General features: G+C 59.0%; 15 protein-coding genes and 10 pseudogenes. 5 read left to right on the top strand and 20 right to left on the bottom strand.

Annotated features, from left to right (window positions below; genetic code table 11):
• Positions 1-156: 156 nt before the first annotated feature.
• Positions 157-315 (top strand): annotated as a pseudogene (locus HCN58_RS34660) (transposase); the annotation flags it as partial.
• 28 nt (positions 316-343) lie between these two features.
• On the opposite strand, the pseudogene HCN58_RS36935 reads toward HCN58_RS34660, so the two are convergent.
• The 4 genes and pseudogenes from HCN58_RS36935 to HCN58_RS34635 form a co-directional block, all read right to left on the bottom strand.
• Positions 344-739, bottom strand: a pseudogene (locus HCN58_RS36935) (transposase); the annotation flags it as partial.
• Positions 708-2175: pseudogene (gene tnpC / locus HCN58_RS36525) on the bottom strand (IS66 family transposase); the annotation flags it as partial. The pseudogenes tnpC and HCN58_RS36935, both read right to left, overlap by 32 nt.
• A gap of 94 nt (positions 2176-2269) precedes the next feature.
• A complete protein-coding gene (gene tnpB / locus HCN58_RS34640; protein WP_171583786.1) occupies positions 2270-2614 on the bottom strand; it encodes an IS66 family insertion sequence element accessory protein TnpB in 345 nt (114 codons plus the stop codon).
• Positions 2611-3003, bottom strand: coding sequence for a transposase (locus HCN58_RS34635; protein ID WP_171583791.1), 393 nt, complete (start codon positions 3001-3003; stop codon positions 2611-2613). Before HCN58_RS34635 ends, tnpB begins: the two co-directional genes overlap by 4 nt.
• 201 nt (positions 3004-3204) lie before the next feature.
• On the opposite strand from HCN58_RS34635, the gene HCN58_RS34630 reads away from it, so the two are divergent.
• Together HCN58_RS34630 and HCN58_RS37705 are read left to right on the top strand one after the other, a co-directional pair.
• The gene (locus HCN58_RS34630; RefSeq protein WP_171583790.1) at positions 3205-3534 is read left to right on the top strand and encodes a M81 family metallopeptidase; all 330 of its coding nucleotides are present in this window, start codon (positions 3205-3207) and stop codon (positions 3532-3534) included.
• 336 nt (positions 3535-3870) lie between these two features.
• Positions 3871-3948: pseudogene (locus HCN58_RS37705) on the top strand (hypothetical protein); the annotation flags it as partial.
• Positions 3949-4032: 84 nt separating this feature from the next.
• Here HCN58_RS37705 and HCN58_RS37700 read toward each other — a convergent pair.
• From HCN58_RS37700 to HCN58_RS37695, 6 genes and pseudogenes are all read right to left on the bottom strand, one after another.
• Positions 4033-4293 (bottom strand): annotated as a pseudogene (locus HCN58_RS37700) (amidohydrolase family protein); the annotation flags it as partial.
• Positions 4294-4297: 4 nt separating this feature from the next.
• Positions 4298-5059 carry a hypothetical protein gene (locus tag HCN58_RS34620; RefSeq protein ID WP_171583784.1) on the bottom strand — a complete coding sequence of 254 codons (762 nt, stop codon included), beginning with the start codon at positions 5057-5059 and terminating at the stop codon, positions 4298-4300.
• A gap of 309 nt (positions 5060-5368) precedes the next feature.
• Positions 5369-6433 (bottom strand): ABC transporter substrate-binding protein, encoded by a 1065-nt coding sequence (locus tag HCN58_RS34615; RefSeq protein ID WP_171583783.1) that lies wholly within the window; start codon positions 6431-6433, stop codon positions 5369-5371.
• A 63-nt stretch (positions 6434-6496) separates the two neighbouring features.
• Positions 6497-6631: a hypothetical protein gene (locus HCN58_RS36930; protein WP_283814691.1), complete on the bottom strand. Its 135-nt coding sequence runs from the start codon at positions 6629-6631 to the stop codon at positions 6497-6499.
• A 1331-nt stretch (positions 6632-7962) separates the two neighbouring features.
• Positions 7963-8190, bottom strand: a complete 228-nt coding sequence (locus HCN58_RS36925) for an extracellular solute-binding protein (RefSeq protein WP_283814690.1) — start codon at positions 8188-8190, stop codon at positions 7963-7965.
• Positions 8191-8293: 103 nt separating this feature from the next.
• A pseudogene (locus tag HCN58_RS37695) lies at positions 8294-8512 on the bottom strand (ABC transporter substrate-binding protein); the annotation flags it as partial.
• Positions 8513-8549: 37 nt separating this feature from the next.
• On the opposite strand from HCN58_RS37695, the gene HCN58_RS34605 reads away from it, so the two are divergent.
• Positions 8550-9197 carry a hypothetical protein gene (locus HCN58_RS34605; protein ID WP_171583782.1) on the top strand — a complete coding sequence of 216 codons (648 nt, stop codon included), beginning with the start codon at positions 8550-8552 and terminating at the stop codon, positions 9195-9197.
• 85 nt (positions 9198-9282) lie between these two features.
• On the opposite strand, the gene HCN58_RS34600 is transcribed toward HCN58_RS34605, so the two are convergent.
• The 4 genes and pseudogenes from HCN58_RS34600 to HCN58_RS34585 all read right to left on the bottom strand — a co-directional run.
• The gene (locus HCN58_RS34600; RefSeq protein ID WP_171583781.1) at positions 9283-9717 is read right to left on the bottom strand and encodes a Zn-ribbon domain-containing OB-fold protein; all 435 of its coding nucleotides are present in this window, start codon (positions 9715-9717) and stop codon (positions 9283-9285) included.
• A gap of 6 nt (positions 9718-9723) precedes the next feature.
• Positions 9724-10878 (bottom strand): thiolase family protein, encoded by a 1155-nt coding sequence (locus tag HCN58_RS34595; RefSeq protein ID WP_171583780.1) that lies wholly within the window; start codon positions 10876-10878, stop codon positions 9724-9726.
• A 66-nt stretch (positions 10879-10944) separates the two neighbouring features.
• A pseudogene (locus HCN58_RS34590) lies at positions 10945-12280 on the bottom strand (3-hydroxyacyl-CoA dehydrogenase); the annotation flags it as partial.
• A pseudogene (locus HCN58_RS34585) lies at positions 12274-12753 on the bottom strand (acyl-CoA dehydrogenase family protein); the annotation flags it as partial. The pseudogenes HCN58_RS34585 and HCN58_RS34590, both read right to left, overlap by 7 nt.
• Before the next feature lie 154 nt (positions 12754-12907).
• On the opposite strand from HCN58_RS34585, the gene HCN58_RS34580 reads away from it, so the two are divergent.
• Positions 12908-13324, top strand: a complete 417-nt coding sequence (locus HCN58_RS34580; protein ID WP_171583779.1) for a hypothetical protein — start codon at positions 12908-12910, stop codon at positions 13322-13324.
• 72 nt (positions 13325-13396) lie between these two features.
• Here HCN58_RS34580 and HCN58_RS34575 read toward each other — a convergent pair.
• The 6 genes and pseudogenes from HCN58_RS34575 to HCN58_RS34555 form a co-directional block, all read right to left on the bottom strand.
• Positions 13397-14201 (bottom strand): annotated as a pseudogene (locus tag HCN58_RS34575) (enoyl-CoA hydratase/isomerase family protein).
• 511 nt (positions 14202-14712) lie between these two features.
• Positions 14713-14866 (bottom strand): annotated as a pseudogene (locus HCN58_RS37690) (IS21 family transposase); the annotation flags it as partial.
• Between the two features lie 42 nt (positions 14867-14908).
• On the bottom strand, positions 14909-15175 hold the full coding sequence (locus tag HCN58_RS34570; RefSeq protein ID WP_171583778.1) for an extracellular solute-binding protein: 267 nt from the start codon (positions 15173-15175) through the stop codon (positions 14909-14911).
• Between the two features lie 31 nt (positions 15176-15206).
• Positions 15207-15440 (bottom strand): extracellular solute-binding protein, encoded by a 234-nt coding sequence (locus HCN58_RS34565; RefSeq protein ID WP_171583777.1) that lies wholly within the window; start codon positions 15438-15440, stop codon positions 15207-15209.
• Between the two features lie 357 nt (positions 15441-15797).
• Complete coding sequence (locus HCN58_RS34560) at positions 15798-16169, bottom strand: RidA family protein (protein ID WP_171583776.1); 372 nt, start codon at positions 16167-16169, stop codon at positions 15798-15800.
• Positions 16170-16922: 753 nt separating this feature from the next.
• Positions 16923-17801 (bottom strand): D-2-hydroxyacid dehydrogenase (locus HCN58_RS34555; protein WP_171583775.1); only part of this gene is annotated, 879 nt, incomplete at its 5' end.

Below are 17801 nucleotides of genomic sequence, written 5' to 3'. Positions count from 1 at the left end.
GGGATTACGAGTTCATGCGCGATGAAATACTGAGCCAACTCGAGGCGACGCCACCTGTAGACGGGGTATCGCTGGGCCTCCATTTGGAACGCGTGCGCGCCGGAGGGTGTCAGAAAGAATGTGTAAGCAGGTTTCTGTGAGTTTACCTTACCGAGGTGGCTCAAGGTCATCAACGACCTGAAGACGCGTGGCGTCAACGATATCCTGATCGCGGAGCTCAAGGGCTTTCCCGAGGCGATCGCCTCGGTCTATCCGCAGACCGTGGTGCAGACCTGCATCGTGCACCTGATCCGCAACAGCCTGGCGTTTGTCGCAAGGATCGCAATCCGGCGTTCTTGATGGCGAGATAAAGCAGCTTCAACGCCGCGTCGTTTGGAAAGCTGCCGCGTGTCTTGATGATCTTGCGCAAGCTACGGTGCAGCGCCTCGACCGTGTTGGTGGTGTAGATCATCTTGCGGACGTCAGGAGCGAACGCGAAGAACGGCACGACGTGTTCCCAGACACGGCGCCAGGCCTGGCCGATCGCCGGATAGCGCTTGCCCCATTCATCCTCGAACTCCTCGAGCCGGACCAGCGCCATGTGGGCATTCTCGGCCCGGTAGATCGCCTTGATGGCAGGCAGGATCGCCTTGCGTCGGCCGTCTAATCCGCGGCCCGAGTTTGGCCGATCAGCAAGCTCTGTAAAGCAAGCGCCAAGCTGATGCCGTTCAGGCTTTGAAGTTCCAGGGCATGAGCGCATCGATCTGAGTGATCGGCCAGCCCTGCGCGATCCGGTCGAGGGTTTGTGTGAGCCAGGTGTGCGGGTCGACGTCGTTCATCTTCGCGGTTTGCAGAAGCGTGGCAATGGTCGCCCAGGTTCGGCCGCCGCCATGCGACCCGGCGAAGAGCGCATTTTTCCTCGTAATTGTTTGCGGCCTTATTGCCCGCTCGACGATGTTCGAATCGATCTCGATGCGACCGTCGGTCAGGAAGCGCTCGAGAGCCGCACGCCTCGATAGAGCATAGCGGATCGCCTCAGCGAGCTTGGATTTGCCGGATAGGCGCGGCACTTCTCTTTCCCACAAGTCGAAGAGGGTCGAGACGATAGGCTCGCACCTTTCCAGGCGCGCTTTCGCCCGCGTTGCGGGATCCTGGCCGCGGATGTCGGCCCCGATTGCCCATATCCCAGCCATTGTTGTGACGGTCTGCGTCGCCAGGTGCGAGCTTTCGTTGACGTGCAGCTCGTAGAATCGCCTCCTGACGTGGGCAAAGCAGGCCGCAAGCCGCACGCCCTCATTGGCGCCCGCCGACTTGGCGAGTCGATTATAGGCTGCATAACAGTCGACCTGCAGAATGCCGGCAAAGCCCGCCAGATGCCGCTCGACGCATTCGCTGCCGCGGCTGTCCTCGAAGCGATAAGCCACCATCGGCGGACCTTGCCGCCGAAGGGGCCGTCGTCCCGCGCATACGCCCACAGCCAGGCCTTTTGCGTCTGACCGGATCCGGGAGCGAGTGTCGGCAGGGTCGTCTCATCGGCGAATATCCGTTCCCCCTGCTTGATCTTCTCCAGCACGTAATCGGCGAGCGGCTGCAATTCGAAGCCGACCTTGCCCATCCATTGCGCCATCAAAGATCGGTTGAGATCGACGCCGTCACGCGCGTAGATCGCTTCCTGCCGGTATAGCGGAAGCCCGTCGGCATATTTGGCCACCGCGATCTGAGCGAGAAGCGCTTCGGTCGGAAGGCCGCTCTCGATCAGGTGCGGCGGCGCCGGCGCCTGCACTACGCCATCGCGATTGCGATAGATGTATTTCGGGCGGCGCGTCACGATCAGGCGGAACTTCGCCGGTGTCACGTCGAGGCGCTTCGACACGTCCTCGCCGATCAGAACCTTCTCCAGGCGTTCGCAACCAGGAGCCACCTCGGGCTCGAGACGATCTCCACCCGCTCCAGATGCGCGCCGAACTCCTTGCGCGGCCGCGGCGCGCGTTGCGGCTTGTCGTCCTTGCCGCCTGCCTTGGCCAGTTCGGCTTCAATGGCCGCCACGCCGGTGGCGATCTCGTCAAATACGAAGGCGATCTGCTCATCGCTTGGCTTGTCGCTGCGCAAACGCTCCGAGCGCGTACCGTAAAGCGTGCGCTCCAACATCTTCACGATCGCCGTCAGCTCCACGATCCGCGCGTCGTCTCCGAGATTGCAACACTGACTGCGGCGAACGCCGATCTCGCCGCGGGGAGTCGCCGCCTATCTTCCAAACCTTTCAGCGCCCTGATTCAATTCGCCGCAGTTATCAACCCACCGATTGCGGGCGCTTCACAACCACCGGACGCACCTTCGTCCAGTCCAGCCCGTCGATCAGCGCGAGCAACTGTGCATGGTTCAGCCGCACCCGGGCGGGCGCAATCTCCGGCCAGCAGAACTTTGTCTCCTCGAGAGTCTTGGCAAACAGGCAGATCCCGCTGCCGTCCCACCAAACCGCCTTGATCCGGTCCGCTCTTTTCGAACGGAACACGTACAGCGCGCCGCTGAATGGGTCGGCTCCGCCATCTCGCACCAGCGCCATCAAGCCGGTCGCTCCCTTACGGACGTCGACCGGCGTGCTCGCCACGTAAACCTGAACACCTGCCGGGATCATGCCTGCCGAACCGCCCGGATTACCGCAGCAAGCCGCTCAGGCTCCACATCGCTGCCGATGCGCACCGCGACATCGCCGACCACAATTTCCATCGTCTCGCCCGCCACAGCTTCAAAACGCGCGAACTTGATCGGTCGGGCTCGCTCGGAAAGGCGCAACAATTCCCGAGGCCGGCGCCTTGCGCGCCAGGCAAACACCTGTGATGGATCAAGCCCGTGAGCCCGCGCGATCGCCGACACGTTCGCCCCCGGCGCGAACTTTTCCCCGACAATCCGCTCCTTCGCCTCCTGCGACCAGCTGCGATGGCTTCGGCCCGGACTGACCGGAAGCCGCTCGGGTGTCGCCGTGATAACTTCGAAGTTCTTAGTGTCAGACCTATGTTCGCTCATATGATCTCCTGGGAACAAATCACCGGGAGATTCTCTGACAATCAAACACCGCCCGCTATGCGGGGCGACCCACACGCTAACTCTGTAAAGGCGGGCCTGCCGCCCCCGCCTCCGGCGGCCGCGGCCTTGACAGAACTTGCTGCCCGGCCACTGTTAGCCACCATGGGATCGATGACAATGTCCGCCTGATGCAACAAACCACTGCAATTCAACCTTCACAGAGGCCTCTTACACAAATATCTGACGTTCCCGCGCGCCGTCGTCGGCCCGAACTGCGTCATTGGCGTAGAGTTCGACCCGCATAGCCATCTAACGCTCAAGCACGTGAAATTGGCTGACGTGATCGTCCTCTACAAGGAGTATCGCCACACCGACACGGTTGCATGCGCCGAGGACTTGCCCGACATGGGAATAAAGACACTGCTCAACATGAAGCCCGTCATGTCGCTGTACGATTGCCGGCAGATCCAGATCTATCGCACGACCCTGCCGCTAAATGCGCAGCTTCGTGGATCGGATCAAGGCATTTGAGGCAAGGAAGGCGTCCTCTCCATCTCAATCTGCCATGGCTTATCCTAGCGCGATGTCCCAGAGATGGGCATCGTGGACAAGGCGATGGCTGACGCGCTCGCCAGCAAGATCGGTGGAAGAGCTCGTCTCCATGCGAGGCAAGACCCGCGTCGCGGTACTATTCCGTCGATGATGGGATCGACACCGCTATCAAATTCGACAGCGCCCCAGTTGTGATGGCGGATTTCGGACAATGCCGGCGATGGCGCGCCTTCAGACGACACAACCATCATGCGCCGGCTCATCCAGCGCAAAGTTGAGAGCGTTGCGGTATGACCCGTTTGGGACTCGGTCGCAGTGGCGCTTTGCTGCGACGCGGGCGTGAGAACCGAATTTTCGCTGCGTTTCGGCGGGGAAATTGGACCTAGCTCGGGAACGCCAATCGATGCCATCGTGACGGTGGTCGGGCTCAAGCGCGATTGCTGGCAAAGCTATGTTCCCAGCAATAGCTGCCCAGCACATGTCGATCGTCGCGTTGGGATAGTACTTTGCAAGCGCAATAAACTCATTCTCGTATGGATAGCCGATGTGCATAAGCACGAACTGGGTTTCCGGGAAATCCTGCAGCAGGCGACAGAGGTCAGTGGCGTTGTCGCGAGTGCGGGCGAGGCGCAGCAATCCGTGATCGCCCAGCATGCCGGTGTCCAACTTTACCGGTAGGCCGCACTCGCTAGCTTTGCCGAGACAGTATTGGAACAGAAAGTCCTGAAGTGCCTTCAAGTCCTCAGAACCAAGCGGGTGTCCGCGCTGGCCGACGTGAAGCGGAAATAAACCGCGACGCTTGCGCCCTCGTGACTGGATGGAAATCGAGTGCCCGCGAATAAGCAATTTGACATTTCACCGACACCGCTCCGGGACCATACGTGGCGAAATAGAAGTCGATGATGTCGAGCCATTCCTCCAGAGTCGCGGCTCGTTTACCGGTTTCTGCCTCGACGTGGAAAAAAATCAGCAGCACTGCAGCGGCAAAATTGGAGAATGCTGAGATCCTGTGCGAGTAGCGCCGGCTGCTCGGTTTCATGAAAATTCGTTGCAGTGAATTGACTTGGGAGACCTCGACGTTCGCCCGCCGCAGAACGGCGGCGTAGAAGCCTGCCTGTACGGTCTCACGGTACTTTGCAGCGATTCGCGGCACGCTCTCGGCTGTCAGGTCGTCCTCACCATAGAGTCCGCGAAGAGAATGGCGCACTGCCTGTGCATAGTCAGTGTGGCGGATGCGATCCCAGTGTGGTGCAACAAGCCGGTATTTTGCGTCGCTCGAAAGATCCGAGCCGAGGAAGCTTTGCAAGTCGGCAGCCGGCATTCCGGCAACCAACAGATCGGTGGAAACGTAGTGGTTGAACAAGTAGGTCCAGTCGGCATAGGTCTGGGATCCTGATCCGAGCACGCTCGAGATACGCTGGCTTTCTTCGTTCAGGTGCTCATGGGTGCCGACGAATGGCGTCTCTTCGACCCATTGCATGATCTGTCGGTCAGATTTCGTCATTTTTTCTCACGCTGAGTCTGCGGACAAGACATTGAAGATGGTATTGAGGATCGTCATGCGACAGCAATGTCGGCGCACGGATGCCGCGCAGCCTCTCGGACCCTACTTTGAAGAAAGGTGATCGGCAGCACACCGATTCCGGCGAAAGCGCGTGCAAGCGAATGGTTGAAGCAGGTCTGGATAAGCCACCGCTTGACGCTCCGTAGCGTCACACGGTGGCTCTCGGTGATTTGGACTGCCGCCGCCCGGAATGTTTTTCTCAATTCGGAGGCAGGAGAACGAATTCTCTCGTCGCGGTTCCCGACCTGTCTACTCTGTCAGCCAAGAAGTAAAGCGCTGGCGCAGATCGTAATCCTTCTCAGCCCAGAAGGTGGCGCCGGATGGCATCACATTGGCTATATTCTGCGGCGCGGTTGGAAGGTCAGGCAGGCTCGCTGGGTCGACAAGCGCCATCGCCTCCTTGTTGCCAGGAGCGTAAGGAATGTAGCGAGTCAGGTCGGCCTGCGCCTGACCTGAAGTGGCAAAGGCGATGAACTTATAGGCCTCCTCCAGATGCCGAGTGCCCTTCGGTATCACCCAGTAATCCTGAAGCGGTTGCTGCGCGTCCCATAAGATCTGGAAATGTTTGCCGGCGTTCCTATTGGCGTCGTAGATGCGACCGTTCCAAGCTGCGGTCATGACGACCTGCCCATCCGCGAGCAACTGCGGCGCCTGGGCACCGGAGGTCCACCAGATGACGTCCTTCTTGATTGTGTCGAGCTTCTTGAAGGCGCGATCGACCCCCTCGGGCGTGCCGAGCACCTTATAGACGTCCTTGACCGGCACACCGTCTGCAATCAACGCCCATTCGAGATTATATCCGGGACTCTTATATAGTCCGCGCTTGCCGGGAAATTTCTTCAAGTCGAACAGGTCGGCGATCGTCTGTGGGCCGTTCGGCAGCTTGTCCTTATCATAGGCAACGACCGCGGCAGCGCTTTGTGCCGGCACCCCGCAGTCCATCTTGTCAGCATCTGTGAACTTGGAGCGGTCCAAGCCCAGCTTCTTCCAGTCGATCGGCTCTAGGACGCCCTCGTTGCACATTTGGATGGCCGGACCGTCACCTGAGTCCACCACGTCCCAGCTCACGGTCCTGGTGTCGACCATGGCGCGAATCTTCGCACTCCCGCCGTCATACTCATCCTCGGTGATCTTGACCCCAGTCGTGTTCGAAAAGGGCTCGAAGAGAGCCTTGCGTTGGGCCTTCTGCAGGGCTCCGCCAGTCGAGACGATCGTCAGCTGATCACCCGCAAGGGCGGGCTTCGCCGGCGCAAGCACCACCCCTGTCAGACCAATCAGGGTCAAGACGCCTGCACTGATCGATAATTTGCTCATCGTATACTCTCCTTCTTGCTAGCCCCCAAAAAGATCGAGCGGCGTTAAAGCGACTAGTGGTCCTTACGGCGCGTCGAGCGCCCGACAATCATCCGTCTTCCAGCCGATAGTGATCAGCGCGCCAGGTTCGACCTGCACCGAGCCTTCCGAATTTGGCAGATCGTAGGTCTTCTGAACGCCGGAGAACTCCAAAGGCATCGTTCGTACCCGGCATCGCCCCTCTTCCCTCCCCCGCGCGGCCTGGCGCTTCCGCGCCTGCGTCACTGGTCGACGGCCTAACCGCAATCAGCGTCTGGACCGATTTCAGCAATTGCGTACGCGACCATGATCGTAGGATACGCCCGCATGAAGCGCCTGCGTTTGGCTCACTGATTCCCCACCTGCGCTCTTGAGACCACGACTCGCGGCCAGCGGGGAGGCGTTTGTCTTTCACGAAAAAAAATGTATCGGACTCTAGTGCCGATTTCCATTGACGTGGCCCAACTGAACGGCCGAAATTCTGCACAAATCGTCCAAAACCGAAGATTTTCGTTGGTTTCATCTTCCGCTTGCAAATAAATCAACGATACGAGTTGCAGGAGCAATTGTTAGGTGAGCGGGAGAACGCGCCGATCGATGGCCGCGCCCCACGTTCGCCGCGAGGAAAGTATCGCCCGTTCCCAGGTATCCTGGACATCGAGATCCGTGTCACGGTTTAGTTCTTCCGGGCGCGAACAATGGAAACTTCAGGAGACGGCGAAACCACGCACGCGCGCTGGGGAATACAAGAGACTGGATGCTGTGCACTTGTTCTCCCGCACCGTAATGCGACCGGAGATCGCAATTCACGGCGGGGCCTTTTAAGCGGACTGTCTGCTACCTGCTGCGACCCAGAAGATCGTAACCCGTCGGCGGCGACTACGTCGCCTGTAGCTCATCTGTGCCCGCGCTGCATCTCCCGCCGTGACATCGCGCAGCGCAATCTCGGACTATGTTGCCAACGATAGATCGTCCGCTAGAAACTCTTCAGCGTGGTCGGGCCATCAAGCGCAAGAACGAACTTACCTTGCGCGAGACGAACGACGAAGCGTTTGGCCTCTAAGCTGCGCAAGGGGATAGAAGCCGATAAGTAATGGTCTTAGACCAGCAGCGCGCGACCATTCTGCTCAAACAGATGCGTCGCTCCCGGGGAAAGAACACAGCTTCACGGCAGACCGCCCCTTGGAGGCGCGATCAGAATGGAAGACATTTCGGCCGTCACTCGGTGTTAGTTCGCGAGCCAGGCAGTAAAGCGCTGGCGTACTTCATGGCCTTCTCACTCCAAATAGCTTGCGTCCGTCGGCAGAGCATTATGCATATGATCGGGCACACTCAGAAGATTAGGCAGGATCGCCGGATCGACAAGTGCAATGGAGTCCTTGTTGGCGGGCCCGTAGCCGGTGCCGTTTACCACGTCGGTCAGCGTCCTGGGCGAACCCGCGAAGGGGCTATGAACTTATATGCGTCGGTCGATCGCGGAGTTCCCCTGGGAATCACCCAAGCGTTCCCGTTCAGTATCGCGGCGTCCCACATGATCTCCAAATGCTACCGGAGTTCGTGACTGCATCATGGATTCGCCCGTTCCAGGCATCACTCATAACGACCTGACCGTCGGCGAGAAGCTGCGGCGCCTGAGCCCCGGCCGTCCACCAAATGATCTCTTTCTTGATCGTGTCGAGCTTCCTGAACGCGCGATCGACGCCCTCCGGCGTGCGCAGGACGTTGTAGATGTCCTTCATGGGCACGCCGGCGATCAGAGCCCATTCGAGAGGGGACTCTTATAGAGACCCTCTTGCCAGGGAAGTTCTTCAGATCGAAAAAATCGGCAATCGTCTCCGGGCCGTTCGGCAGCCTGTTCTTGTCATAGGCAACAACAGTGGCGGGAAGGATGGCTGGCACCCCACAGTCCGAGTAGGTGCCCTCGAAGTTGGCCGGGTCCAGGCCCAATCTCTTCCAGTCGATCGTCTCGATGATTCCCTCCTCGCACATTTGACGAACACCCGACTCGCTGGTGTAGACGACATCCCAACTCACGGTCTTTGTGTCGACCATGGCGCGGATCTTGGCGAGGCCGTAATCGTACTCGGCTTCAGTGATCTTGATTCCGTTCGCCTTAAAAGGGATCGAAAATGACTTTGCGCAGGACCTGCTGGAAGGACCCTCCCCTAGCGGTGACCATGAGTTGATCGTGAAAGGCGCGATTTGTTGGCGCGAGTGTGGCCACCGTCAGGCCGGTTACGGTCAAGCACCCGCGATCATCAATGACATCCTCATCGTCTACTCCCTCCCTTCTATGGCAATTCGAGGCGGCCTGGCGCTCCGACTACTGCGGCTTCCGCGAAGGGCCAGACCACGATGTGGTATGATGTCCCTACCTTGGGCTCAGTTTTTGTCTTTCATCAAAATGTATCGCGTGATGTCGCTGATTTTCGCTGAGGCCCGCCGGACAGCCGAAATTCCGCACAACGGAGCAAAAATCGAAGGCTCGTTTGGTCTTTTTTGGCGCGGCAGGAGGCGAATGAACGCCTCCCCAAACACAGAAGGGAATTTGTTCAGGCTAGAAAGAAGCAGAGAGTACATCGATCAAGGATGGCCCGCTCGCGAGGATCGCTCTTCTCCCCGTTCCTCTCCAGCCGAGAAGCCGATCGGACTGAGGGAGCTTTCGGAAGCCTTAACGACCGTTGGAAACGACGGGCGTGGTGGACAAAGCGCACCCGACCCAGCGCTCGGCGGGCAAGATCGCTGAGCAAAAGCTTCACGCCACTACGGCCAGCGCCAGGGCGCCGTCCTCCCCAAGTCTGCTGCGCGTACAATTGTCGTTCGATGAATTGTCAGAGATGCAAGGTGATCGGGCGTTCGACCAAGCGGGTTTGGCTGATCCGGTTACTGCGCATGACAACAAGCGGAACGGGGGGTTGGCCAGCCACAGGCTTGAATACCACCCTGACCCGCGTGCCGATCGACAATGCGGCAGGATCGGTATCTATCACATTGGTCAGCATGATTGGCCCCTCGGCAAGCGCTACATAGGCGAGCACGTAGGGCTCCTTGCCCATGCGGTTGACAGAAAAAGAGTAAATCTCGCCCTCGCCAGGAGACTCCTGCCAATCGATATCCATCGACAAACAATGAGGGCAGATACCTCGTGGATACCAGTGGGTTCTGTGACACTGGGTGCATTGTGGCAGTACAAAACGCCCAATAGCGGCTGCATCCCAAAACGGCTTGGTCTCTGGACTGTGTGCAATAAAGTCTGTGCCAATCATTGATGATTACTCCCGTTCCAGGATGAGGGTGGCGCTACTGTGGCGTGTCCCCATCAGCCACCCCGTGCCATGTGCTAGCGCCAGCGCGCAATCCTTGACCTGGACGGCGGGATGGGCCTCGCCTCGCAACTGCCGGACGGCCTCGATCACCTTGGTGATGCCGCCACGCATAGCTGGATGGTTGCTGCACAGACCACCGCCATCTGTGTTGAAGGGCAGCCGGCCGACGCCGGAGATTAGGTTTCCGTCGGCAACAAACGGGCCGCCTTGTCCCTTTTCGCAGAACCCGAGATCCTCCACCGCGATGAGGACGGTGATGGTGAAGCTATCGTAAATCGAAGCATAGCGGATATCGTTTGGCTTCACATCGGCCTCGGCAAATGCGATGGCGCCGGATTGCCTGGCCGCCGAAGCGGTAAGCTCGACCCCGCCGGCCGACTGTCCCTGAATGCCCTCGCCCGACCCGATCACCTTTACCCTCGGGCGCTTGAGGCTCTTGGCGATCTCTGGGCGCGTCACCACAACGGCTCCGCCGCCATCCGAGATGACACAACAGTCAAGTCGGTGCAGAGGGTCAGACACCATGGGAGACGCTAGCACATCTTGGGTGGTGACCACTTTACGGAGCATGGCGTGCGGATTGTGCTGCGCATGGTGAGAAGCAGCCACTTTGATCCACGCCAACTGCTCGCTAGTGGTCCCGTATTCGTGCATATGACGACGTGCGCACAAGGCATAGATATCCAGGAGGCTTTGCCGAAGCGGCCGTTCCCACAACAGATCCGGCTGAGTAACGTCCGGTTGGAAATTGACCGGTGCGCTGCGAGGCCGTCCAGCCAACGTGACCAGGGCAACGTTGCATTTGCCGGCCGCAATAGCTTGGGCCGCGTGAGCAATGTGCTGCAAAGGTGCGGAACCGCCAATATCAGTGAAGTCACAATGACGCACCTTGAGATTCAAGAAGTCGACCATTGAGACGGGGCGGAAGCCCGGTTCATCACTCGCCGAAAAGTAGCCGTCGACGTCGTCTTTGGTCAACCCAGCGTCGGCGAGTGCGCCAGCGGCACATTCGGCGTGGAGATGCGCGACAGACTTGTCGGGCGCTTTGCGCGTGGGATGCTCATACGCACCGACGATATAAGCTTGTTCATCGTGATTCATCGCGTTGTATCCCTATGTTTAGTGACTGGCCATTTGTGATATCGCATCCTCGCTCCTGCACGTGGGTTACGCGAGTGAGGCGAAGACCTTGCCTTGCACGACCAACCGCTTGAGCAGCGGCGCCGGCTCAAGTGAAGGATCGTTAGTCTGCTTTGCGTGGAACGCGAGCGCTCGGCGATATGCTTCAGGCCGACCTGGTCGGCCCAATACATTGGACCGCCACGATAGATCGGCCAACCAAAGCCATAGAGCCTCACCACATCGATGTCGCTCGGCCTGGCCGCGATCCCTTCTTCAAGGACCTGCGCGCCCTCATTGACGATCGAGTACATCATGCGCTTGAGAATTTCTTCGTCGCTGATGGCTTGGCGCTTGCGGCCAAGGCGGGTGAGCGTTTCGTCGATCAGTCTCTTGACGTCCGGGTCCGGAATTGGCGCGCGAGAGCCGGCCTCATACTTGTACCAGTCCTTGCCGGCCTTCAGACCAAAGCGGCCTGCCTCGCAGAGGGCATCGGAAATCGCCGACTGGACGCCACGATCTTTACGAGAAAGCCAGCCGATATCCAAGCCGGCCATATCGCCCATCACGAAAGGTCCCATCGGCATACCGAATTTGGTCAGAACACCTCCATCTGATGCGGCAGCGCGCCCTCGAAGATGAGCTTGTCCGCCTGCTTGCCGCCTTGATCGTACATGCGATTGCCGACGAATCCATGGCAAACGCCGGCGACAATTGGCGCTTTGGCAATCGAAACCGCGGTCATCAGCGCGTCCGGTGCGGTTCGCAGTCCGCGCGATCTCGCACAATTTCATCACATTGCCAGGCGAGAAAAAGTGCATGCCAATCACGTCCCGCGGCCGGTCGGTGACCGAGGCGATCTCGTCGATATCGAGGTAGCTGGTGTTAGAGGCGAGGACCGCGCCCTGCTTGGCGTATCTGTCGAGCTGCGCGAACACCTCTTTTTTGACGGCCATAGTCTCGAAGACCGCTTCGATGACAAGGTCCGCATCCTTCACATTGCTGAGGCCTACCGCGGCGTTGATCAAGGCCATGCGTTTGCCGGGAGCGTCCGCGGGGATGCTGCCACGCTCGGCGGATGCTTCCCAGGTCCCCTGAATCGTGCTCAAGCCAGCTTGAGCTGTTCTTCCGAACTCTCGATCAGGGTCACAGGAAGGCCGGCGTTGGCGAAGGACATTGCGATGCCGCCTCCCATGGTGCCAGCTCCGATGATCGCCACCCGTTCAACCTGTCGTGTCCTCGCCCCTTCGGGAATGCCTGCAAGTTTGTTGGCAGCGCGGTTTGCGAAAAAAGCATAGCGCTGCGCCTTGGACTGCTCGCTTTCGAGCAGCTTATTGAAGCCCTCGAGCTCCTTTTTAATCCCCTCATCGAACGGCAGGTCAATATCTTTTGGCCGTTGACAATGTAGTGGTCGCCATCGCGCACAGCCCGCGCTTTGAGCGCGGCGAGGTCGGAGCCCGCGCGGGGCTCTGAGAAGCCCTGACACCACCAGTCATCGGCGTTTGCAATGCGCGGCAGGTAATACTTCTTTTGCGCCTCATTGCCGAAGGTATAAATCACCGGATCTACCAACGACGTACCGAAGTCGGGCAATCCCCGCACTGGATACATTTGCAACTCTTCACCGAAGATGTACAGCTGGGCCAGGGTCCAGCCTGTTCCGCCATACTCCTTGGGCCAGTCAGGCACAGCCCAGCCCTTCTTGTGCAGAATGCGCGTCCAAGCGACCATTTCGTCTCTGGAAAGACCTCGGCCTTCGATTAGCTTGCAGCGCGTCTCCAGCGGTACCTGATCGCGCAGGAATTGACGCACTTCTTCGCGGAACGTCCGCTCTTCCTTCGTGAACGCGAGATCCATCCGAATGTCCTATGAGAAAATTCTGCTCAGATCGTCATTTCGGCGTATTTAGCCGAGCGCCAAGGACGGGCCGCAACAGAGGAAGGGAGCCGCGCTCACGTCGTGCCCCGCTGGCTATCCTACCCAAACGCCACGGCGCCCCGCCGGCGAGGACATGTTCAGCGCGATGCCGCCGCCATGCACCTTGGTCGCGATCTCGATCGACCTGATCCTTATCGCCCCAGCGAAGGCAAGTTCTGCCAATACAACCATTCACATGACGATCGGCGAGAGCGCGAGCGTGCGGCTGCTTGCTCATTTTGGACTCCGGAAGCAATTCCACAAAGTCTCTGCTGCAAGCAGAATTTGCTTAAACAGCCGTGACAGAGAGAAGAGAAGTAAAGCGGGTCAACGCATAAAGGCCGCAAAACGCCATTGGATGCTGGAGAAATTCTGCAAAATTGGGGCGTTTTCTAAAATTTCAAGCCAACGCCAGGCGCCCATCCTGAGGATGGAGCTAACTGACGCGCGATGTGGAAGGAAACGAAGCATGGCAAGTCAGCTTGATTATTGTACGCGGCGCGCGCGTTGAGCACAATTAGCTTGCGTTGTGCTCCGCAAAGCTAAGGGCGACCAACTTGCCGTCTGTAGAGCCGCACTGCGGTTAACGCCCTTTAAAACGAGGCTTGCGCTTCTCACGGAAGGCCGCGATACCCTCCGTGTAGTCCTCCGTCAGGCAGGTCAACGTCAATTGGTCGAGATCCATATGGCTTGCGAGATCATTAAGAGCGCCGGCGAGACGGTTCACTGTCTGCTTCGTCATTGCGACGGGGATTGCCGGCTGAGCGGCAACCTTCTCGGCCAGTTCCATCGCCGCTTTAAGACTCGATTCTGGCTCCGTCACCTGCTCCACCAAGCCCCACTCGTAAGCTTCCGCCGCGGAGATGCGCTGATCTGCAAGGATGACCGCCTGCTTCGTGCGTGCTGGACCGATTAGCTGCAGCATGCGCGGGATGGTCTGCCAACTCAGGTTGATGCCCAGCGCGATCTCAGGGACGCGGATGTGGGCGTCACGCGCCATGATCCGAAAGTCCAGGGCGAGGGCCAGCGCGAGGCCGCCGCCGATACAGAATCCTTCGATCGCAGCGATCGTCACTTGGTCCATCTCGTACCAGGCCCGAGTCACCCGCGGGCCGACCCGGAACTGACGCCGCAGCGCCGCCACGTCCGTCGATGCAGGGGAGCGAGATCCACCGCCCTTCAGATCGGCGCCGGCGCTGAAGGGACTTCCCGCCCGTCAGAATTACGACTGAAGTTTCGGTGTCGTCGTCAAAGCTTTCAGCCGCTCGCGTCAGTTCGCGCGTTGCGTCGTCATTAAGGGCATTGATGGCATCGCCGCGGTCGAACCGCACCACCGCAATGCGTCCATCGGGGCCGAGTCCCCTTTTAATCTCAACGAAAGTTGCCAAGTTCTCATTCCTTTTAGCAGCCCAGCATCGGCCTTCGCGTAAGAAGTCCCTATGGTCAAGCGGCCCCGGAAAAATTGCGTTGGGGCGAGAAGTTGTATCGCCCGGGCGACGCCAAACGCCCCCTCAGCTAGTTGCCGCGAGATTACCCCTAAATTTCGGGGATCATGTCTTCAGCCATTTCCGTACAGACGTCGCTCTCGTTAGACCAGGCTGCCTGCATGAACATTCGCCTGCGACCAAATCCCCGGGGAGATGAGGAAAGTTACCCCAACTTGCAGAAGAATACCGCCAACTTCCATTGGAGCGACGCGCATATCAGGCAAGTTTCGTCGCTTCGGCGCAGAAGATCATCCTGTTTGCATTCTGCGCAACCCAACGATGCCGCTCAACACTCGTTGAAGATTTCGACGGGCGCGTCACGCCGTGAAGATTCTCCCAAGCCTTGAATCGGATCCGATTTTTGCGGCGACGAGGTTTGAGATCGCACGTGAGGCTCCCGAGCGCCAGAAGGCGCCCGACAGGCTGTCGTCCGGTGGTCCCGCGGTGCCCCAGCCGAGCGATCACAGGGCATTCTGCAGCCCTTCGACCGATGCGCCGAAGTTCTCGCCACCGAGCACGACATGGGCGTGCTCTAACCCGCAATAGGCAAGCCGGAAGTGATAGGGACAGGAGGAGAACGGAAGTCCGCCTCGCCGGCCCTTCCTGGCTTATTTGGCGAGCCAGGCGGTAAAGCGTTGGTTTAGCTCGTCCCCCTTCTCGGCCCAGAAGGCGTTATTCATCGGCTGGGCTCTAGCCATGTGGTCGGGAGCAGTCGGAACGTTAAGCAGGATCGCGGGATCGATAAGCGCAACCGCCTCCTTGTTGCCGGGAGCATAGGGAATGTATTGTGTCAAGTTGGCCTGCGCTTGGGGCGAACCGGCGAAGGCAATGAGCTTGTAGGCGTTGTCGAGCCGCGGAGTACCCTTGGGAATCACCCAGGCATTCCACGTCAACTGCTCGGCAACCTCACATGATTTCGAAATGCTTGCCGAAGTTCTTAACTGCATCGTAGATGCGGCCGTTCCAGACCGCGGTCATGATGACCTGGCCGTCGGCCAGTAACTGCGGCGGCTGAGCGCCCGATGTCCACCAGACGACGTCCTTCTTCATCGTGTCGAGCTTCTTAAAGGCGCGGTCGACGCCCTCGGGCGTTTTGAAGAGCGTGTACACGTCCCTGATGGCCACACCGTCGGCGATCAACGCCCATTCGAGGTTGCCTACAGGACTGATCATCCACAAAAGCAAGTTTTAGGGGCATCAACGCGCTCGCCGCCAAGCCCGTCAGGGCCAGCACGCCAGCGCTCATTGAGAATATCGTCATCGTCGTCTTCCTTTCTCCACCACTATGCCCCAGGATAGAAGCGACGTTGTTCGGCCTGCCCTGACGGCAGCGTCACGTCGCGTCCAGCGCCCGTCCTCGGCTTTCCGCCAACGGTGATCGGCGCATCAGGCTCGACCTTCACTCGCCGTCGGAGTTCGGCAGCTTGATCACAAAATCATCATGGCCGCAGATACGAGCCCCGCCTCGGTGACACTCAGGGAGGCATGAAATTGTCATCACCCGCGTTTCCGATAAGCCACGCAATCGATCTCAACGAGGGCGTCGGACACCAGCAGCTGTACCGCAACCGTCGTCCGGGCCGGCTGATTTGTTGGGAAGACTTTCGCGTACTCCTCGTTCATCGAGTTGTAGTCGTCCGCCGAGGCCAAGGAGACGGTGCACCGAACCACGTCCGAGACGGTCAGCCCATTCTCCGCGAGTACGCCCGCGATGTTCTTCAGCGACTGCCTAGTCTGCGCAGCAACGCGCGCTTGTCGGGATTCACCCTCGCCGGAGCGGTTCGGAATATTGAGGCCGAACTGACCCGAAACAAACACCAAATCGCCGGCAAAAACCGCCTCGCGCCAGGTAACCGTAGGGTCAAGCATAGTGCCTACCTTTCCTTATATGTTTTGATAGGCCCAGCTGGTTGAGATTCGATGTGCAAAACAACTGAGATGAGATCGGATGATCAACACTGCGCGTAAGCTATTACGAATATCACGCAGAATTTCGGCGAAATCTTCAGGCTATCCGCGATTTTCGAGCGCATTTGCGTGGTTTAGTAGAGTTTCGTCACGCACTCGCGCAGATTCGTTTCGACACGCCGTCCCGTTTGTTCTTTTGGGGCGAGCGGCTCGGCTATGCCTCCGACGGAAACCGTCCCTTCTACCGCACCAGTCTACTGTACCGGCCATTCCAGCATACGTTTTCCAATATGCTCCAGATTCGTCCCGGCCGTCGGGACGCTTGGCCGCAAGCCAAGCGGAATCCTCGTGCACCACCTTGGCGGAATTCTGTGGACTAATGCTAAGCAGCGGAACCAGATCGGATGGCAAATGATCGAGCTGGTGTGTGTTTGGGCCAGGATATCCGGTTCCCACCGTGTTGGCTGCAGCGACCCTTGCACGAGTTCCAGCGGGTTAGTTAACGATTGAGCACCCAGCGGAGTCCAAAGAGCTTCTCGGCGAGACAATCAGGATGGCGAGCCGGTGTCGCGGCGTGGTGATGATTGCCGCGAACACTCTCGCAAGTACTTTGTTGGCGCTGATTGTCGCGGAGCATTAATTAGCGAGGGTTTTAACTACCGCATACGAGGGCGATCATCTTGGACTACGTCTTCGTTCGAAGCGCGGTGCGCCTTAATAGCCTCGCGTCAAGTCAACCACATTCTGTAACGACCTCTCTTCGATGAATCGCTGCAGATTGTCACCGAAGATCTCGAACAGGCGGGCGGTGTAGTCGCTCGGATAGCCGGAGACGTGGGGGGTGATGAGGACGTTAGGCATCGTCCAGAGCGGACTATCGGTCGGGAGCGGTTCCCGCTCGACCACATCAAGGAGGGCCCCAGCGATGGTGCCTGCCTGGAGCTCCTCCACAAGTTCGCTTTCCGCAATCACTGACCCGCGGGCAATGTTAATCAGGAAGGCACCGCGCCGCATTAAACGAAGCTGCTCACGGCCGATTAGCTTGGTCGTTTCGGGAAGGTGGGGAACGGCGAGCACAACGAAGTCAGAGAGTCGCAAAAGCTCTGCGAGATCTTCCGGCGGCAAGAGCCTGTCGACGCCTTCGATTGGTTTGGTTAGATCGCGCTTCGAGCCGATCACAGTCATCCCGGCGCTTTTGGCGCGACGAGCGATTGCGACCCCGATGGAGCCGAGCCCGATCACTCCCAGCGTCCGCTGGGAGATAGGGGGCACAGGTCGCATGTGCCACTCCCTATGAGACTGCTCCCGCATGAACCGCGGAAAGTCCCAGTGCATCACGCCGATTCCCGTCATTACGAAATCCGCAATGGAATCGGCATGGATACCCCGAGCATTGGTAACGATAAGATCGCCGACGCGATCGCGGATCGGCAAGATCGCGTCAATGCCCGCGGACGTCGACTGGAACCAGCGCAGCCGACGCGCCTTGTCCAATATCTGGACAGGAAAATCGATGCCGGAGCCCACGATGACATCCGCATCCGCCACGTGGGCTTCTAGCGACGCACGGTCCTTGGCGCTCAATACACGCAG

Source organism: Bradyrhizobium australiense (assembly GCF_013114825.1).
Classification (GTDB): domain Bacteria; phylum Pseudomonadota; class Alphaproteobacteria; order Rhizobiales; family Xanthobacteraceae; genus Bradyrhizobium; species Bradyrhizobium australiense.
The sequence above is the reverse complement of the archived record's forward strand: the minus strand, read 5'-3'. Positions and strand labels throughout refer to the sequence as shown.

Excerpts from the sequence above, each read along its gene's own strand:
- tnpB (WP_171583786.1), bottom strand. The coding sequence starts at position 2,614 with ATGATCCCGGCAGGTGTTCAGGTTTACGTGGCGAGCACGCCGGTCGAC.
- HCN58_RS34635 (WP_171583791.1), bottom strand. The coding sequence starts at position 3,003 with ATGAGCGAACATAGGTCTGACACTAAGAACTTCGAAGTTATCACGGCG.
- HCN58_RS34620 (WP_171583784.1), bottom strand. The coding sequence starts at position 5,059 with ATGACGAAATCTGACCGACAGATCATGCAATGGGTCGAAGAGACGCCA.
- HCN58_RS34615 (WP_171583783.1), bottom strand. The coding sequence starts at position 6,433 with ATGAGCAAATTATCGATCAGTGCAGGCGTCTTGACCCTGATTGGTCTG.
- HCN58_RS36930 (WP_283814691.1), bottom strand. The coding sequence starts at position 6,631 with ATGCCTTTGGAGTTCTCCGGCGTTCAGAAGACCTACGATCTGCCAAAT.
- HCN58_RS36925 (WP_283814690.1), bottom strand. The coding sequence starts at position 8,190 with ATGAAGGACATCTACAACGTCCTGCGCACGCCGGAGGGCGTCGATCGC.
- HCN58_RS34600 (WP_171583781.1), bottom strand. The coding sequence starts at position 9,717 with ATGATTGGCACAGACTTTATTGCACACAGTCCAGAGACCAAGCCGTTT.
- HCN58_RS34595 (WP_171583780.1), bottom strand. The coding sequence starts at position 10,878 with ATGAATCACGATGAACAAGCTTATATCGTCGGTGCGTATGAGCATCCC.
- HCN58_RS34580 (WP_171583779.1), top strand. The coding sequence starts at position 12,908 with ATGTTCAGCGCGATGCCGCCGCCATGCACCTTGGTCGCGATCTCGATC.
- HCN58_RS34560 (WP_171583776.1), bottom strand. The coding sequence starts at position 16,169 with ATGCTTGACCCTACGGTTACCTGGCGCGAGGCGGTTTTTGCCGGCGAT.